Annotated in this window: 12 protein-coding genes; 7 read left to right on the top strand and 5 right to left on the bottom strand. The window is 53.0% G+C overall.

Features of this window, described 5'->3' with window-relative positions:
* Window positions 1-42: 42 nt before the first annotated feature.
* Both CA13_RS14145 and CA13_RS14140 read left to right on the top strand, forming a co-directional pair.
* Complete coding sequence (locus CA13_RS14145; protein ID WP_146397651.1) at window positions 43-1,197, top strand: YcjF family protein; 1,155 nt, start codon at window positions 43-45, stop codon at window positions 1,195-1,197.
* The gene (locus CA13_RS14140; RefSeq protein ID WP_419194342.1) at window positions 1,194-2,747 is read left to right on the top strand and encodes a GTPase family protein; all 1,554 of its coding nucleotides are present in this window, start codon (window positions 1,194-1,196) and stop codon (window positions 2,745-2,747) included. The genes CA13_RS14145 and CA13_RS14140 overlap by 4 nt, the downstream gene beginning before the upstream one ends.
* A 4-nt stretch (window positions 2,748-2,751) precedes the next feature.
* Here CA13_RS14140 and CA13_RS14135 read toward each other — a convergent pair whose 3' ends face one another.
* The 3 genes from CA13_RS14135 to CA13_RS14125 form a co-directional block, all read right to left on the bottom strand.
* Entirely contained in the window at window positions 2,752-4,233 is a 1,482-nt protein-coding gene (locus tag CA13_RS14135; RefSeq protein ID WP_419194341.1) for a GumC domain-containing protein, read from the bottom strand.
* A 174-nt stretch (window positions 4,234-4,407) separates the two neighbouring features.
* Window positions 4,408-4,650 (bottom strand): hypothetical protein, encoded by a 243-nt coding sequence (locus CA13_RS14130; RefSeq protein ID WP_419194340.1) that lies wholly within the window; start codon window positions 4,648-4,650, stop codon window positions 4,408-4,410.
* Between the two features lie 81 nt (window positions 4,651-4,731).
* The gene (locus tag CA13_RS14125) at window positions 4,732-5,139 is read right to left on the bottom strand and encodes an HU family DNA-binding protein (RefSeq protein ID WP_146397647.1); all 408 of its coding nucleotides are present in this window, start codon (window positions 5,137-5,139) and stop codon (window positions 4,732-4,734) included.
* 439 nt (window positions 5,140-5,578) lie between these two features.
* On the opposite strand from CA13_RS14125, the gene CA13_RS35155 reads away from it, so the two are divergent.
* The 3 genes from CA13_RS35155 to CA13_RS14110 all read left to right on the top strand — a co-directional run bounded on the left by CA13_RS35155 (window position 5,579) and on the right by CA13_RS14110 (window position 8,319).
* Window positions 5,579-7,063 carry a TlpA disulfide reductase family protein gene (locus CA13_RS35155; RefSeq protein ID WP_419194339.1) on the top strand — a complete coding sequence of 495 codons (1,485 nt, stop codon included), beginning with the start codon at window positions 5,579-5,581 and terminating at the stop codon, window positions 7,061-7,063.
* 113 nt (window positions 7,064-7,176) lie between these two features.
* Window positions 7,177-7,785, top strand: a complete 609-nt coding sequence (locus CA13_RS35150; RefSeq protein ID WP_419194338.1) for a hypothetical protein — start codon at window positions 7,177-7,179, stop codon at window positions 7,783-7,785.
* A 3-nt stretch (window positions 7,786-7,788) separates the two neighbouring features.
* Window positions 7,789-8,319, top strand: a complete 531-nt coding sequence (locus CA13_RS14110; RefSeq protein WP_146397645.1) for a hypothetical protein — start codon at window positions 7,789-7,791, stop codon at window positions 8,317-8,319.
* 82 nt (window positions 8,320-8,401) lie between these two features.
* Here CA13_RS14110 and pheA read toward each other — a convergent pair whose 3' ends face one another.
* The gene (pheA, locus tag CA13_RS14105) at window positions 8,402-9,478 is read right to left on the bottom strand and encodes a prephenate dehydratase (RefSeq protein WP_146397643.1); all 1,077 of its coding nucleotides are present in this window, start codon (window positions 9,476-9,478) and stop codon (window positions 8,402-8,404) included.
* 410 nt (window positions 9,479-9,888) lie between these two features.
* Here pheA and dnaK point away from each other — a divergent pair, with 410 nt between their 5' ends.
* Both dnaK and clpB read left to right on the top strand, forming a co-directional pair.
* Window positions 9,889-11,829 carry a molecular chaperone DnaK gene (dnaK, locus tag CA13_RS14100; RefSeq protein WP_146397641.1) on the top strand — a complete coding sequence of 647 codons (1,941 nt, stop codon included), beginning with the start codon at window positions 9,889-9,891 and terminating at the stop codon, window positions 11,827-11,829.
* A gap of 140 nt (window positions 11,830-11,969) precedes the next feature.
* Window positions 11,970-14,618, top strand: a complete 2,649-nt coding sequence (gene clpB, locus CA13_RS14095) for an ATP-dependent chaperone ClpB (RefSeq protein WP_146397639.1) — start codon at window positions 11,970-11,972, stop codon at window positions 14,616-14,618.
* 144 nt (window positions 14,619-14,762) lie between these two features.
* Here clpB and acs read toward each other — a convergent pair whose 3' ends face one another.
* Window positions 14,763-16,721, bottom strand: coding sequence for an acetate--CoA ligase (acs, locus tag CA13_RS14090; protein WP_146397637.1), 1,959 nt, complete (start codon window positions 16,719-16,721; stop codon window positions 14,763-14,765).
* Window positions 16,722-16,790 lie beyond the last annotated feature (69 nt).

Below are 16,790 nucleotides of genomic sequence, written 5' to 3'. Positions count from 1 at the left end.
CCAGCAATCTGCTTAACACGACAGGGGCAAGTGAAAGAATCGATGGCATTTTCTTGGTGGAAACTCCGACACAGCGAACCAGCCAACGAGGACGATTATGCGAAACAAATTGACACGCTTCGCCAAACCGTTCCGGTCCCCTCTATTTGGCTTTTTGGCAAAACCGGTAGCGGCAAAAGCTCGATCGTTCGATTTCTGACGGCAGCCGAAGAGGCGATCGTGGGCGAAGGCTATCGGCCAGAAACGAAAACTTCGCGTCGGTTCGATTTTCCCGATTCGTTGGAACCGCTGCTATCGTTTATTGATACTCGCGGCATCGGCGAAGTAGCCTATGATCCCTGTGATGACATCGATCGGTTCTCGGGCTCGACCCAGTTGATGATCGTTACCGTTCGTGTTTCCGACCATGCACTTGATTCGATTATCACACCGTTACGTCAAATTCGCAAAGCAGAACCTGAGCGACCGGTCCTGTTGGCGTTAACCTGTTTGCACGAGGCCACAGGTTCGCTTGACTTGTCCGAGGGGCCGGATCCGTTTGAAGAGAATGGAGAAATTCCCGAGACGCTGCAACTACTGATTGACGAAAAGTCAAAGCAGTTCGCCGGGCTGTTTGACAATGTCATTCCGATTGATCTGACGCAAATCGAAGATGGGTTTGCAGAACCTAACTTTGGTGGCGGTCGATTGAAGCAAGCGATTCTCGACAAGCTGCCTCATGCCTATCGACAAGCCCTTTTGGCGCTTCACGATTCCACGGGCGAACCGATGTCGGCTCGTCAGCAAAAATCGTATCGGCAAATTTTGGCATCCAGTGCCATGGCGGGGACCGCAGGGGCAATTCCGGTACCGTGGGTTGATATTCCTGCTGTGGTCGCCATACAAGCTCACTTGGCCGTGAAGATCGCAGGTCTCTACGAACAAGAAATTACCCCCAAGCATTGGGCTATGCTAACAAGTGCCGCGGGAACACGGATCGCGATTCGTTTTGCAATTCGCGAGGCGTTGAAATTTATCCCGGTTGTCGGATTGGCGGTCGGGGCGGCTAGCTCGTTCGCATTCACCTATGCATTGGGCATGTCGTGGGATTGGTACTTTGCTGATTTGCGAAAAGGTAACGTCCCAACTACCGAACAGTTACAAGACGTTTTCGCAGAGCAACTCAAGCGAGGCCATACACTATGGAAAGCCCAATGAGTTTGTTTCGTGCCCTGCGTCCGCGAATGGTGGTGTTGTTTCTGCTTTGGGTGTTACCCCTATTGTGTTACCTCGCGATTGGTTTTGTCGCGATGTATCAAACCGGTTGGTTGGGCTGGGTCGTTTGGACATTGCCATTTCTATGGTTGTTGGCGTGGGGTGTGGGGCGACTTTGGCCGTCCCCCAAACTGAGCCAAGTCAACGAGGGCAAACCGCTAAAGGCTCCGGATTTTTGGACGCCGACCGATGCGGCAGCGATCGCCGTGGTCGAGCAGTACAGTACTGAAGTGAACGATGTTGATTCAAAAACGGTTGCCGATTTCAATCGTTTCATTGGCGATGCCCAAGTTCTAGCCGATCGATTGGCCAAGCATTACTACTCTGATGGGACTCTCAACGCGTTGCATCCACTGACGTTGGTTGAAATATTGGCTGTCGTGCATTTGGCGGTCGAAGATTTGGAAGCCTGGGTCCTCGAAAGTGTGCCCGGTAGCGACTTGGCAACGATTGGCCATTTTGGGAAGGTTCCAAGCGTTGTCGGTAAGATCGATACGGTTCAAAAGATTGTCTACTTTGCTTCCGCGGTTGCGAATCCGTCGAAATTATTGGCATATCCATTGTGGCGAAAATCAGGGCAAGTCGTGGGGGAGTTGCAAAACGAATTGGTTCGAAGTTTCTATCACAGATACCTTCGACAAGTGGGGTATTACCTGATCGAAATGTATAGCGGGCGATTGCGTGGTGGGTCGAAAGCGTATCGCATGAAGTTTGGGAAAATGGCTGCTGCAGTTCATGAAGTAGGTGGCGATACGACTCGGCTTGAATCGCTTGAGGATACTGAAACGACGATCGCCGTCATGGGGCAAGTCAAAGCGGGAAAATCAAGTTTGATCAATGCGTTAACGAATGATCAAGTTGCGGCGACGAGCGTGCTGCCCGAAACACGTCTTGTGAAGCGATACCAGTTTTCACTTCCGGGTTCAGTGAACAAGGTCACGTTGCTTGATACGCCCGGCTACGATGAAGCAGATGTTTCGCGTAGCCAACAAAAGGAAATTCAAAAGGCGATCGAGGCTGCGGATATTGTGTTGTTGGTGCTGGACGCACACTCACCGGCAAGGCAAGCCGATGTCGCGATGGTTCAAGCATTGGCGGAGCACTCGAAGGCCAATGCGAAACTGCGTCCGCCAGCGGTCATCGCGGTTTTGACTCACATCGATTTGCTTCGACCGGTTCGCGAATGGGAGCCGCCATACGATTGGCAAAATCCACATCAATTGAAAGAAGAATCGATTGCCGCGTCAGTTGCCTACGTCAAGGAATTGCTCGGGCCTTCCATTGACGGCTACGCGTGTGTTTACACCGGCGATGAACATCCGGATGGTACAAGCGTGATCGATGAAGTTGTGCCGCAGATTATTGCTCACCTTGATGCCGCAATGGCGGCAGCGATTTTAAAGGCGTTCTACAAGCAACTTGACCAGGAGCGTCTTGCCCAGCTTTCAAGCCAAGTGATCGGGTTGTTCAAGACGGTACTAGGTCGTCGTTGATGGTTCAACGGTTCTGGCGGCGATCGGCCCTGGGGGCTTGGGTGTGACCTTGTGGGACAGTTTCAGCAACGGCCGCAGCAGCGGCTTGGTCGGCTGCACGGCGGCCTCCTTTTTGTAGAAAGTCGGTCCAGCGTCGACCGCGTCGTGTCTCGTTTGGTCCAGGTGCGATCAAGAACACCGACCCGAGTCCAAAAAGTAATCCGGCGGTTGCCGATCCCATTGTGACCAAAAAGCCGCCTGGGCCGATTGGGTTTTCAGAAACTTGCGGTGGTCCAAGTTCAGCCACGAGGTTGGTCGACAGTGCAGCAGTACGGCTGGCGTGTGCTTCGGCCAGGGCTCGTTCGGCTTCTTCAAGTAGCGTCGTTCGGTGGTTCACTTCGGCGTCTACTTTTGCATAATCCGTGCGGGCAGCCGCAAGTGCTTCGAGTCGTTGGACGAGTCGGTTTTGCTTTTCGGTTAAGCGCTGCACGCGGGCCTGCTCAAGTTTTAGAACCGGCTGCATCGCTTGAACTACCGTGCTCGCTTCTTCTTGCATGCGTTTGCGAATTTGTTGTTCAGTTGATCGAGCATTGATGACCGATGGATGCTTGGCGGTACGGTTGGCCGCCAATTGACTGCTGGTGATTTGCGCATCGATCAAACCATCCTTGAGTCGCAACAGCGATGGTTGGAGGGTGAGCAGGTCGCTGCCGCTAACGAGTAAATGATCAGGATTTTTCGATCCTGCGATCAGAAGTTCGTGTAGGGAATGTAGTTTTTCGAGTTCTAGTTCGGCGATCTGCAACTCATTGGCCGTCTGTTCGAGCGTTCGTCGGTTGGTTCCATCACCCGCGATCGCGTCGTTGAGGTTTCTTAGTTCCCCAAGGTCAGCAGAAAATTGCACTTCAAATACTCGCATCCGGTCAGCGGCTTCATTGAGGTTCTCTTCGGCTTGGTCACGAGCATACGTCAGTTCGCGAATGACGCTGTCGGCACGAACTTGGCGAATGTTCCGTAAGTGTTCGGTCAGGTTATCAAACATCGCTTCACAAAAAACCAACGCTCGCTGTTGATCCGATGCTTTGACTTGTAGATAGACCACTTCGGTATTGCCAAACTCGGATCCGTGCGGTGCCAACAAGTTGACTTTGCCATTTGCGACCGAGTCGATGACTTCGGTGCTAGGCCAATTGGAGTCTGGTTTTCCAGAACGAGGACCGATTTGGCGAAGCGCACCCGCGACGACTTCGGGATTTTGTGTCATCTCGAGAATGGTTTCCTGAGCAGCCTTGAGTTCAGTTTGGCTGCTGAAACGTCCCATCCGGTCGACGCTGCTGGTCGCTTCGTTCCGCACCACAAGCGGTTGGCGGGCCGAGTAAACGTCACGTCTCAAAAGGCTATAGGAAACGCCAAAGAATGCAAACACGATCGTTGCACCAACCCAAAGGGGGGCAAAGACGACAAGGACATTGCGAACGTGTTTCCACGGAATCGGAGCGGTAGACATGGCAAAGCTGCAACGGCTAGGAGTTTGGGGAAGATACCCTCAAACCTAGGTTGCTCTTTTATGCACCCTTACCAAATTCATAAGGGGTAATCCTTTGAGCGCAGGGTCCCCCACGCAACCGGACGCATTGTGCCGGTTATGACAGTCACGCAGGCAACAGCACCACAAAGGTGCTTACATGATTCCACCGTGAGTACGGATAGGGGTCATGTGGCTAGGCGAATCGAGGAACCAGAAGCGTTCCCATTCAGCGACCATCGATCGCAAATCCTCGGACGTGTAGAGCAATTGTTGCACACGTCGTTCCGGACGAGCCGAGTAGATTGGGACAAAACAACCGACGCTGGTGGTGATTGCCGCGGCCAACACGGTCAGTTGTACGATTCGTTGCATCGTTTTACGAGTCGTTTTAAGCATCGAACGTTCCTCCATGAACGGTCTTGCTTCGTTTGATTCCGTAGAAAAATCAATCGAAGCAGTGGGATGGTTTCGCCGATCCTAACTCTCGCCCCACCGACCGCTTGGGGCGCTTGGTGGTAAAGAGTCCGTGTGATGGCTTGGTTTTTTCGTCGTTGGTGGCGGTTTTGAATCGCCGGGTTTGGAAGTTGAGGTGTCGATTCGAGATTCGTCTAAATCGCGAACCTTCGCTTCCATGTATTTTCCTGGTTTGAACGTCACGACATGCTTGCTAGGCACCTCGACCTGTTGTCCAGTCCGAGGGTTTCGAGCTTTCCGTGCCGCCCGCGGTTTGACTTCGAACACGCCGAAGTTCCGCAATTCGATCCGTCTTTCTCGTACCAAGCATTCGACGATCGCGTCAAATGTCTTTTGGACTATTTCCTTGGTCTGTTGTTGAGTCAGTCCAACCTCTTCCGAGATCGTTCGCACGATATCTTTTTTGGTCACTACTGACTCCCTGCTATGTCCCGCATGGTTTTTATCATGCTTGTATTGTGCTGTTACCGAGTTTGGTGATCGCTGTAAACCCTTTGCTGCTTTAAACTTAAACGCTCTAGGGAGTCTAAGCCGCCAGTGCCGGGCCGTCAAGATCGCCAACAAGAAAACAGGACAGGAACTCGCCATGGCAGTTCGTCCGAGAGGTTTCATCGGCCCAGAAAACCCGGATTCTTAAGCCAAACGGAATAATCGGCATAAAACCACCAAAAAGAATTTATCATTGCTAGCGTTTCCGAGTCTTTGCGTTGCTTCGGTTTCGCTCGCAGCACCCTGTCGTCTACCCAAGTCTATTTGGTCAGCAATCCGCTATACTCGGGGCTAGGTCGATTTTCGTCCCATCCAACCAGCTAAACGTCCCATCCAACTTGCTAAATTCGATTGAGTACCCATGAAACACGCTCTCCTATCTTCGTCAGTTATTCTGTCTTTCGTCCTGTTCTTGATCCTGTCGCAGCTTCAGTCTGCCCCGCTTCAAGCTCAGGTGGCGGCAGGCGACGAGACGACCGCGGAAGAAGCCGCCGACTTAGCAGCGACTGAATCCGAAGAATCGGCTGAAAAAGCGACCGCTGATGAAGAGGCCGCTGATGAAGAGGCCGTAGAAGCGGTAATCGAGACACTAACGATCGGCTCGGTGGCTCCGCCACTTGATATTGAGCATTGGATTCACGATGGAAACGGAGCCTTCGGACATGTCACCACGTTTGAGCCGAACAAGGTCTATATCGTTGAATTCTGGGCGACTTGGTGCGGCCCATGCATTTCGTCGATGCCCCATATCGTTCAGATTCAAAAAGACTACGCCGACCAAGGGGTCCAAGTTGTCAGCGTCAGCAATGAACCGGTAAAAACGATCGAACGTTTTCTCAAGCGAGACGTTCCCGGGATGCGGGTTCCCGCTGATGAAGACGACACTGATGAAGACGACACTGACGAAGACGACGCTGATGAAGACGACGCTGATGAAGACGACGCTGATGAAGAAGGCGACGAAGGCGAGGGCGACACTGATGAAGGAGGCGACGAAGGCGAGGGCAAGGGCGATGCTGATGAGGGTGACGAAGACGAAGAGAGTGACGACGATGGCATGCGTGCGGTCACCTACCGTGAACTGACTAGCCAGTATTGTTTGACATCCGATCCGGATCGATCCACATCTGCTGATTACATGCAAGCTGCGGGCCAAAACGGTATACCTTGTGCGTTTATCGTTGGTAAAGATGGGCATATCGAATGGATCGGACACCCGATGTCGATGGACGAGCCGCTCAAAAGCATTGTCACCGATCAATGGGATCGCGAAGCATTCGGCACCGAATTTGTCGAAGGGCAGGAAGCCGATGTGGTCTTTCGCAACTTCGTGATGGCGATGCGGAAAGGCGATTCCGAAGGTGCTTTGAAGATTATCGACGAGTACATTGCCACTGCGAAAAATGAGTCTCGTGTCAGCCAGATGCGAATGGCAAAATTGCAAGTTCTTTCGAGTGACGATTCGCTTGCGGGCGAGATGATTGCTTATGCGAAAAGTGTGATTGAGGACGAGGATTCAGATCCACAGTTAGTGAATCTCGTCGGTTGGACTTTGTATCGTAAAGCGGTCAGCGGAGACTTGGACGATAAGGACTTGCTGAGTGCTGTACTTGAAAAGGCTCAAGTGGCAGCTGAGACAATCGGGGAGATGAAGCCATTCGTATTGGACACGGTGGCTCATCTGCAACACCAGCTTGGCGACAAAGAGGCGGCCATCAAAACGCAACGCGAAGCCGTGGAATTGGCTGATGAGAGAGGGAAGGCCCGTCTACAACGGTTTCTCGACAATTTGACCGCCGAACCCGAAGAAGAACCAGAACCCGAAGAAGAACCAGAATCCGAATAGGAGCGTATTCGTTGGAGTGCAGCCATTTCGACTGCAAGAGCTTTGAGCTTCGTTGCATCAGTCGAATGAATGTCCACCACCTGTTTACTGCCGAATTACAAAAAGAGCCTGCAATGCGTTTACTTTCCACTGTCACGTTGGTCGTGGTATCCGGTTGTTACATGGCGTTCGTCGCCGGATGCAAACAAGAGGTACCTTCCCCGACGCCGGTTGCCGAACACGATCATGACGGGGCCGATCACGATGGGCATGATCATGATGAGCACGACCATGATGGGCACGATCATGATGGGCACGATCATGATGAGCACGATCACGCAATCCATATCGATGCCGCTGAGTTGGGCCTCAGTACCGATGACCTTGTTAGCCTTGACGAGTCAATACACCCTGACAATTTGAAGGATGCCGTCGCCGTCCTCCAAACCATGCATGAAACCATCCGTGATGGATTCGCAAACGATGACGTTGATGCGGCACACGGGCCACTGCATGAAGTCGGGCATCTGCTTGAAATGATCGAATCGACACTCGAGAGTGCGTCTTTGTCGGACACACAGCAAGCATCGGCAAAAGAAGCCGTTAAAAGTCTATTCGACGAATTCGGCAGCATTGATGGAAATCTTCACGACGACAAGCCAGCGGACTACGACGCGTACGCCGAGAAGATTGATGCCGCCATGAAGAAGCTGCTCGAAGTTTCAAGCGATACCAAGGACTAAATCATGAATCGCCAAAGTAATTGTCGAAAGCTATCGTTGTTTGCAATCTTCACCCTGGCCACTGCCACGTTTGTTGGCTGTGAGTCGCAAACCCAGTCGCCCGGCGAGGAAACCTCGTCGGAGTATTTGTTGTTGAGCGAACCAGCGGACGCAAAAACTCCGACTGAGTTAATGGAGTCGCTGGCCGAACCCACGATGGTGGTGGTAGCCGGAAGCATCGATGCGGGTGATTTGGAACCGTTCGAAAAGGGAAAGGCGACCTTTGTCCTCTCGCAATTGGCGGACGAAGAGCATGCCCAGGGTGATCCCGATCACGCCAATAAGTGTCCCTTCTGCAAGCGTAAATTGGAAAGTGCTCCGAAGGTGGTTGTTCAATTCGTGGACGATTCCGGTAATGTCCTCAGTCAAGACGCCCGTGATTTGCTGGGGGTCAAGAAAGGTAGCGCCGTGGTGGTCAAAGGGACGGGTGTCTACGAGGAACCGATCAATATGATCAATCTAACCGCCGACGGGATCTTTGTTCGTACCCCATAGTGGCGATTGCAGAGTTTATGGGCCCGAAATTCCCAGGGCCCTAAATTTCAGCCCTCGAAACGCTCTTCCGTTCTTACGGTCCTCAATCTTGTGCCCGTGGATACGAACCAAGCACTTCGAGGCGGTCCGCTTGCATCTCTAATCGCTTGATCGCTGACGTGACGCGAGGGTCTTCACGATGTCCATCGACTTCAACAAAAAAGAAATACTCGTTTCGCGTTTGAGGTGATGGGAACGATTCGATCCACGTCATGTTCAATTGTTGGTCCTTAAAAATCGTCATCGCATCCGCGAGCGCCCCGGGTTGATGACGTACTTCAAACAGGAGGGATGTTTTGTCGTTTCCTGTCGGGGCTGGTTGCTCGGTGCCTAGCACGGCGAATCGTGTAACATTATTCGAGTTGTCTTCGATGTTTTCAGCCAATACATCGAGGCCGTAATGCCTTCCTGCTTCGATGCTGGCGATTGCGGCAACGCCGTTCTGGTTTACGGCTAACTCGGCTGCCGCTGTGCTACTACCGCTTTCAACGATCCTGGCTGCTGGGAATTGCGAGGCTAACCATTTGCGGCACTGGGATAGCACCTGCGGCTTGCTGTGGATCTCTGTAATCGATTCGCGGCTGCTTCGGGAAAGCAACGTGTGATGAATCGGTAAGATGACTTCACCGCAAATTTGCATCCGTTGCCGAACGAACAACCCAAGAGTATCGACGATCCGTCCATCAGTGCTGTTTTCAATCGGTACTAAACCAGCGGTCACATCCCCGCGAGTGACCGCTTCAAAGACGGCCGCGATAGAGCCGACGGGCGAGTAATCCGCACCATCTCCGAAATACTTTAGCGAAGCCAAGTGGCTGTAGCTGTACTTTGGTCCTAGGAAGGCGACTCGCAATTCGTTGACTGACGCCAAGCAGACGCTCGCGATGTGCTTAAGTATTTTCAATCGCGACGCATCGTTGATCGTCGAGCATCGATGGGGGGCGTGTGCAATCGTTTGTTCAATCTCAGTGGTTGCCGCTGCGATTCGGCCGACTTTCACATGGTCCGGGTCCTGTTTGATCTGCTCACGAACCTTCGCAGCCCGCTGGTCGATAAGGGCGATGATTTGCGAGTCGATCGATTCAATTGCGTTGAATTCGATGGAAGATGATTTCGTCATGGAGTGTGAGTTTGGTTTTCGAGAGACGAAAGGCCGTGGGACTGTCATTTTGACACGCGAGCGTGGGGGCGCGTAGGGTCGACTTTTGGCAGCTGCCAGAAAGTCCGGTGGCAAAGCAAATGTCTTAGGCTGATTATTCGCTTTTAGCGTTAAATACGGGGCGATTTGCGACTGCCAAGAAAAAAACGGTGATCATGCAAGCCGTTCGGCACGGTCTTTGCCAAAGTCAGTATCGTCCCTTGGAAAACTGACGAATCGACAATGTGTTTTTTCGGAGGCATTTTCAACTTTCACCACGAAACCCCAACCCGCGCAAGCGTAAACCAAATTCGTTGTTCGTTCTAGCCGACAATGGATTCACCGACGCCAAGCGGAACAATGATTGAATCGAAACTTAGGAGACTCCTACTATGGCGCAAGGCGAAAAGATTATCGGGATTGACCTCGGCACGACAAACAGCGTGGTGGCGATTATGGAAGGCAGTGAGCCTAAGGTAATCCCCAACCCCGAAGGTAACCGGTTGACCCCAAGCGTGGTTGCATTCACTGATAAAGAAGACACGATCGTTGGCGAACCCGCTCGCCGCCAAGCCGTCACGAACCCCAAGCGGACTGTTTACTCGGTCAAGCGGTTTATGGGGCGTCGGCACAGCGAAGTGGAATCCGAAGAAAAGATGGTCCCGTACGGTGTGACGGGCGGAGCCGGTGAATACGTCAAAATCAAAGTAGGGGATAAGGAATACACTCCCCAAGAGATTTCGGCAAAGGTTCTGCGGAAGCTAAAGGAATCCGCCGAGTCGTACCTTGGTCACAAAGTCAACAAGGCGGTGATCACGGTTCCGGCATACTTTAACGACGCTCAACGCCAAGCAACCAAAGACGCGGGTCAAATTGCGGGTTTGGAGGTTGCTCGAATTATCAACGAACCGACCGCAGCCGCACTTGCATATGGTCTCGACAAAAAGAAGGATGAGAAGATCATCGTCTTCGACCTCGGAGGTGGTACGTTTGACGTTTCTGTCTTGGAAGTTGCCGATAGTGGCGATGAGGAGCAAGAGAGTCGCGTATTCCAAGTAATCAGTACTTCTGGGAACACTCACCTCGGTGGTGATGATTTTGACGAAGCTCTGATTCATTATGTGGCAGATGAGTTCAAGAAGGAGAGCGGCATTGATCTACGAAACGATCCGATGGCGTTGCAGCGGTTGCAGGAAGCTTGCGAAAAAGCCAAAAAGGAACTGAGCACGCTGCCAGAAACCGACATCAATTTGCCCTTCATCACCATGGACCAATCAGGTCCGAAGCACTTGACGATGAAGATCACGCGAGGCAAGTTCGAAGAGTTGATCGACTCGTTGGTGGAAAAGGTGAAGGGGCCTGTTCTGCAAGCACTTAAAGACGCGAATATGTCACCGAGCGAAATCGACGAAGTCGTCTTGGTCGGCGGTAGCACGCGAGTGCCTAAGGTTCGCGCGGTCGTCAAAGAAATCTTCGGAAAAGATCCTCACCAAGGTGTGAATCCAGACGAAGTCGTCGCCGTCGGGGCTGCGATTCAAGGTAGCGTTTTGTCTGGCGATCGTACGGATGTGTTGCTGCTGGACGTTGCACCGCTGACGCTTGGGATTGAAACCGAAGGTGGTGTGATGACCGCTTTGGTCGAACGCAATACGACGATCCCAGTCGAAAAGAAGAACGTCTTTAGTACCGCTGCGGACAATCAGTCGGCTGTGACCGTGCGAGTGTTCCAAGGGGAACGAAAGATGGCTTCGCACAACCGATTGCTCGGCGAGTTCAACCTCGAAGGCATTCCGCCACAACCTCGTGGTGTGCCTCAGATTGAAGTGAAGTTCGACATTGACCAAAACGGTATTTTGAGCGTTTCGGCCAAGGAACTAAAGACGGGCAAAGAAGCATCGGTCCAAATCAAGGAAGCAGGCGGATTGAGTGAGGACGAAATCGACCAAATGCGAAAGGACGCCGAAGTCAATGCCGATGAGGATCGTCGACAATTCGAATTGGTCGAGGCACGCAACAAGGCGAGTCAGCAAGTTTATCAACTTGAAAAGCTGATGAACGAGAATAAGGACAAGTTGACGGAGTCGGACACCGAGCCGATGAACAAAGCAATCGAGAAGGTCAAAAAGGCTGCGGAAGGCGAAGACACCGCCACGATCAAGCAAGCCACCGACGAACTCGACGCAGCGTCGCAAGCGTTCAGCAAGGTCCTTTATGAAAAGACCGAAGCGGCGCCATCCGAAGGCGGTGACGCTGCAGCCGCAGCCGGTGCAGGAGCCGGTGCTGCAAGCGAAGATGACGACGCGATTGACGCTGATTTCGAAGTCAAGGATTAGGTCATGGAAGAGTAGCGGTGGCTGTTAGCCGTCGTTCAGTTTCAATGCAGTTGCGGAGGCGAGATGTCACCGCTACGGAATGAGGGCACCGTAGTCCCGCGGCAATCGTCGTGGGACTACTTTTTTGGAGTGAACAAAAAATGGCATTTCGATTTGAAAAACTAACGACCAAAGCACAATCGCTCGTCGCGGAGGCTCAGGCACGTGCCGCATCTGCTGGCAATCCGGAAATCACACCGCTGCAATTGTTGTCAGCGATGTTGGACGAGACAGATGGGATTACACGTCCGCTGCTCGATAAGATCAACGCGGATACGGCCAAACTGAAAGGAATGGTCAGTAGCGAAGTTTCGAAACTGCCGTCGGTTTCGGGCGGTCGGCAGCCTCAGATTGCGCCGTCGCTGCAAAAAACCTTTGACGCTGCTGCCGATGCCGCGGAGTCCTTGAAAGACGAATTTGTTAGCACCGAGCATTTACTGCTAGGGCTCACTCGTGCGGATAGCAAAGCGAAAAATTTGCTGAAGTTGATCGGCGTCACCGACAACGATGTGCTCAAAGCGATGAGTGAAGTTCGTGGCTCGGCTCGCGTGACCGACCAAAACGCCGAAGACACTTACCAAGCTCTTGAAAAATACGGTATCGATCTGACTCAGCTTGCATCGCAGGGCAAACTCGATCCTGTGATCGGGCGCGACAATGAAATACGCCGTGTCATCCAAGTCCTTTCGCGACGGACGAAAAATAACCCGGTCCTGATTGGACAACCCGGTGTCGGTAAAACCGCCATCGCCGAAGGGTTGGCGCTGCGTATTTTCGAAGGAGACGTGCCGCAGAGTCTCAAGAATAAACGCGTGATCTCACTCGATATGGGGGCCTTGGTCGCAGGAGCCAAATTCCGGGGCGATTTTGAAGAGCGCTTGAAGGCCGTTTTGCGGGAGGTGAAAGATTCAGGTGGTCAAGTGGTTCTGTTTATCGATGAACTTCACTTGGTCGTCGGTGCTGGGAAAGCGGAGGGGAGTGCTGATGCGGCGAATCTGCTGAAGCCCGAACTGGCACGTGGGACGCTGCGATGTATCGGAGCGACGACGCTTGACGAGTATCGTCAAAACATCGAGAAAGATGCTGCACTCGAGCGGCGGTTCCAACCGGTGTACGTCGGTGAGCCGACCGTGGAAGACACGGTTGCAATTTTGCGAGGCTTAAAGTCACGCTATGAATCCCATCACGGTGTGCGGATCACTGACAGCGCGATCGTTGCGGCGGCGACGTTGTCCAACCGGTATATCGCCGATCGTTTCTTGCCAGACAAGGCAATCGATTTGATCGACGAAGCGGCGAGTCGTTTGGCAATGGAAAAGGAAAGTGTTCCCGAGCCAATCGATCGGTTGCAGCGGAGGTTGCGTCAATTGGAATTGGCTCATCGTCAACTTGTCGACGAGCAAGAAGAATCGGCGATCGAAAAACGCGAAGAAATCGAAGCTGAAATGGATTCGATTAATCGCGAATTGGCGAGTCTCCGCGAACAGTGGGACGCCGAGAAAATGGGACTCGATGATGTGCAATCGGTTCGCCAAGAGATCGAGCAATTGCAGCATCGGTTTGCAACGCTTGATACCGAAGCGAAACAAAAGCAACTGCGCGGCGAAAGTCCTGAAGATGTTTATCGCGAGATGCTCGATGTGCGCACCCAATTGACGAAGTTGCAAGAACGCCTTGACGATGTCGAAGAACGCGAGGCGACGGTGCAGCAGGAAGAATCGACGCGTGAAGAGAAGCGACGATTGCTTCGCCATGATGTGACCGAGGACGAAATCGCGGAAGTTGTCAGTGCCTGGACGGGCGTGCCGCTGAGTCGAATGCTTGAAACCGAGCGAGCGAAATTGTTGGTCATGGAAGAGCGGTTGCACCAACGCGTGATCGGCCAAGAGGAAGCCGTTGAGGCCGTTTCCGATGCGGTTCGTCGAAGTCGCAGTGGGCTGCAGGATCCGAATCGACCCATCGGTTCGTTCCTGTTCCTTGGGCCAACGGGTGTTGGGAAAACCGAACTCTGTAAAGCCCTGGCCGAAGTGATGTTCGACGACGAACAAGCGATGGTGCGGATCGATATGAGTGAATTCATGGAACGACATAGCGTCGCTCGGTTGATCGGTGCGCCTCCCGGATATGTTGGCTACGAAGAAGGGGGTAAGTTGACCGAAGCGGTTCGCCGGCGTCCCTATTCGGTGCTTTTGCTCGACGAAATGGAGAAGGCTCACCCGGACGTTTTTAATGTTTTGCTGCAGGTTCTCGATGATGGTCGGTTGACCGACGGTCATGGCCGAACGGTCGACTTTGCCAACACCGTGATCGTGATGACCAGTAATGCGGGCAGCCAAGCCATCCAACGGGTAACCGAGGATGGAGGCACCGAAGAGGAAATGCGAGAGGCGGTTCAAGAGTCGCTCAAGGCAAGGTTCTTGCCAGAGTTCTTGAACCGAATCGATGACATTGTGATCTTCCATCCGCTGGCTCGCAGCGAGATCCGGCAAATCGTTACGCTGCAATTAAAGTCGTTGTCACATCGGTTGGAGCAAAATGGTTTGCACTTGGAAGTTACTGAGATGGCGATTGATGAGATTGCTTCGACCGGATACGACCCGGCGTATGGCGCCAGGCCGTTGAAGCGAGTGATTCAAAACGAGATCCAAAATCGGCTGGCCACGGCGTTGTTGAAAAGTGCGTATCCGGAAGGGACGACGGTCGTGGTCGACTTCGTTGATGGCGAGTACCGCTTTGCTGCGAAGGGGTAAACGGCAGGTTCTGCGTCAACTAGGTTGTTGTTGATCCTGAATCGTTAAGGCCGCGCATTGAGCGGCCGGGGCGTGGCCTTTGTGGTATTCACAAGGCCATGTCTCCGATCGCCCTCGGTTGATGGCGCGGCGACGACGATTCCTCTATTCGTCTTCCTGTAATTTCGCAAGCACGCTTAAATCTTCGAGCGTTGATGTGTCTCCTGCGATTTCTTTTCCTGATGCAATGTCTCGCAACAGCCTGCGCATGATCTTGCCACTGCGAGTTTTCGGTAGCGTGGCAGTGAAACGCAAATCATCAGGCTGGGCGAGCGCGCCGATCTGTTTTCGGACATGCAGCAACAATTCCTTGCGAAGCTCTTCGTTGGGTTCGCGGTCACGAACCGAGACAAATGCGGCGATCGCTTGACCCTTTAATGCATCGGGACGACCGACCACGGCCGCTTCGCAAACCGCTTCGTGACTGACGAGTGCACTTTCGACTTCGATTGTGCTTAGGCGGTGCCCTGAGACGTTGATCACGTCGTCGATCCGGCCCATGATCCAGTAGTATCCGTCGCTGTCCTTTCTTGCATTGTCACCCGTCAGGTACTTACCAGGCACGGTGGACCAGTATTGCTGGACGAATCGATCGTCATCGCCCCAGATGCCTCGGAGCATTCCCGGCCAAGGTTTGGCGATGCAAAGCATTCCGCCATGTTGATCGTCCACTTCCTTGCCCGTTTCATCAACGATCGCAGGGATAACCCCGGGAAGTGGGCGAGTGCAAGAGCCGGGTTTGGTGGCCGTGATTCCAGGAAGCGGGCTCATCATGATGCCTCCCGTTTCGGTTTGCCACCAAGTGTCGACAATTGGGCATCGTTCAGCCCCGATTTTTTTGTGGTACCACATCCATGCTTCTGGGTTGATCCCTTCGCCTACAGTGCCCAGTAGTCGAAGGCTCGAAAGATCATGCTTTTCGACATGCTCGTCTCCCCATTTGATGAAGGCGCGAATGGCCGTTGGAGCGGTATAGAGAATGGTAACTTTGTGCTTTTCGACCAGCTCCCAAAACCGATCTTCGGCAGGGAAATTCGGAGCACCTTCGTACATCAAGCAAGTCGCTCCGGCCGACAATGGGCCATAGACAATGTAGCTATGTCCGGTGATCCATCCGCAATCGGCAGTACACCAATAAATGTCATCCTCGCGATGATCGAAGACCCATTGAAAGGTGCGTTTGGCCCAAAGGTTATAGCCAGCGGTCGTGTGGCGAATGCCCTTCGGCTTTCCGGTGCTGCCGGACGTGTACAGGATGAACAGCGATGCTTCGCTGTCCATCGGTTTGGCCGGTAACTCACCTGGTTGAGGGTCGACCACATCGTGCCACCAAACGTCGCGTGGTTCGACCATCGATACGTCTTCATTGCCGACGCGACGAAGGACCAAACAGTGATTCACCGTTGGGGATTTTTCGAGTGCTTCGTCGACGGTTGCTTTTAGCGGAAGTACCCTTCCACGACGATACAAACCATCCGCCGTGATGACCAATTTGGCGCCTGCATCATTGTTGCGATCAGCGATCGATTCGGCACTGAAGCCCGCGAAGATGACCGAATGGACCGCACCGATACGGGCACATGCCAACATGGCAATCGCAAGCTCGGGGGTCATCGGCATGTAAATACTGACGACATCGCCAGCGCCGATGCCAAGTTGTTTCATTCCTTCGGCGCACTTGCAGACTTCCGTGCGAAGGTCGCTATAGGTCAATGTTCGTTGGTCCCCGGGTTCGCCTTCCCAGAGAATCGCTATTCGGTCACCGAGCCCGGCTTCGATGTTTCGGTCCAAGCAGTTATAGCTGGCGTTCGTTTTGCCACCCACGAACCACTCGGCATGAGGTGGATTCCACTTGCAGACTTCCTTAAATGGCTCGAACCAATGCAAATGCTCGTTGGCTTCACCTCGCCAGAAGTTGTCGGAGTCTTCGGCCGCTTGGTTGCACATCGTTTCGTATTGTTCTTGTGTCGAGAACACTGCGGTTTTTGTGAATTCCGCAGGTGGCGGAAACAAACGATCTTCGATGAGTACGTGGTCAATTTGGCCAGAATTGGAATCAGTCATAGAAAACGTTTCCAGAGTTGAAAAGCTAGTAAGGGAATCGATCCCGGCATTGTAACGGAATTGGGGGCG

The sequence above is a fragment of the Novipirellula herctigrandis genome (assembly GCA_007859835.1).
In the GTDB taxonomy this organism is placed as follows: Bacteria; Planctomycetota; Planctomycetia; order Pirellulales; family Pirellulaceae; genus Novipirellula_A; species Novipirellula_A herctigrandis.
Note: the sequence above shows the minus strand (reverse complement) of the source record. Positions and strands in the feature narration are given on the sequence as shown.

What these genes read in the sequence shown, in the direction of transcription:
- CA13_RS14145 (WP_146397651.1), top strand. Translation starts at nt 43, where the DNA reads ATGGCATTTTCTTGGTGGAAACTCCGACACAGCGAACCAGCCAACGAG.
- CA13_RS14140 (WP_419194342.1), top strand. Translation starts at nt 1,194, where the DNA reads ATGAGTTTGTTTCGTGCCCTGCGTCCGCGAATGGTGGTGTTGTTTCTG.
- CA13_RS14135 (WP_419194341.1), bottom strand. Translation starts at nt 4,233, where the DNA reads ATGTCTACCGCTCCGATTCCGTGGAAACACGTTCGCAATGTCCTTGTC.
- CA13_RS14130 (WP_419194340.1), bottom strand. Translation starts at nt 4,650, where the DNA reads ATGCTTAAAACGACTCGTAAAACGATGCAACGAATCGTACAACTGACC.
- CA13_RS35155 (WP_419194339.1), top strand. Translation starts at nt 5,579, where the DNA reads ATGAAACACGCTCTCCTATCTTCGTCAGTTATTCTGTCTTTCGTCCTG.
- CA13_RS35150 (WP_419194338.1), top strand. Translation starts at nt 7,177, where the DNA reads ATGCGTTTACTTTCCACTGTCACGTTGGTCGTGGTATCCGGTTGTTAC.
- CA13_RS14110 (WP_146397645.1), top strand. Translation starts at nt 7,789, where the DNA reads ATGAATCGCCAAAGTAATTGTCGAAAGCTATCGTTGTTTGCAATCTTC.
- pheA (WP_146397643.1), bottom strand. Translation starts at nt 9,478, where the DNA reads ATGACGAAATCATCTTCCATCGAATTCAACGCAATTGAATCGATCGAC.
- dnaK (WP_146397641.1), top strand. Translation starts at nt 9,889, where the DNA reads ATGGCGCAAGGCGAAAAGATTATCGGGATTGACCTCGGCACGACAAAC.
- clpB (WP_146397639.1), top strand. Translation starts at nt 11,970, where the DNA reads ATGGCATTTCGATTTGAAAAACTAACGACCAAAGCACAATCGCTCGTC.
- acs (WP_146397637.1), bottom strand. Translation starts at nt 16,721, where the DNA reads ATGACTGATTCCAATTCTGGCCAAATTGACCACGTACTCATCGAAGAT.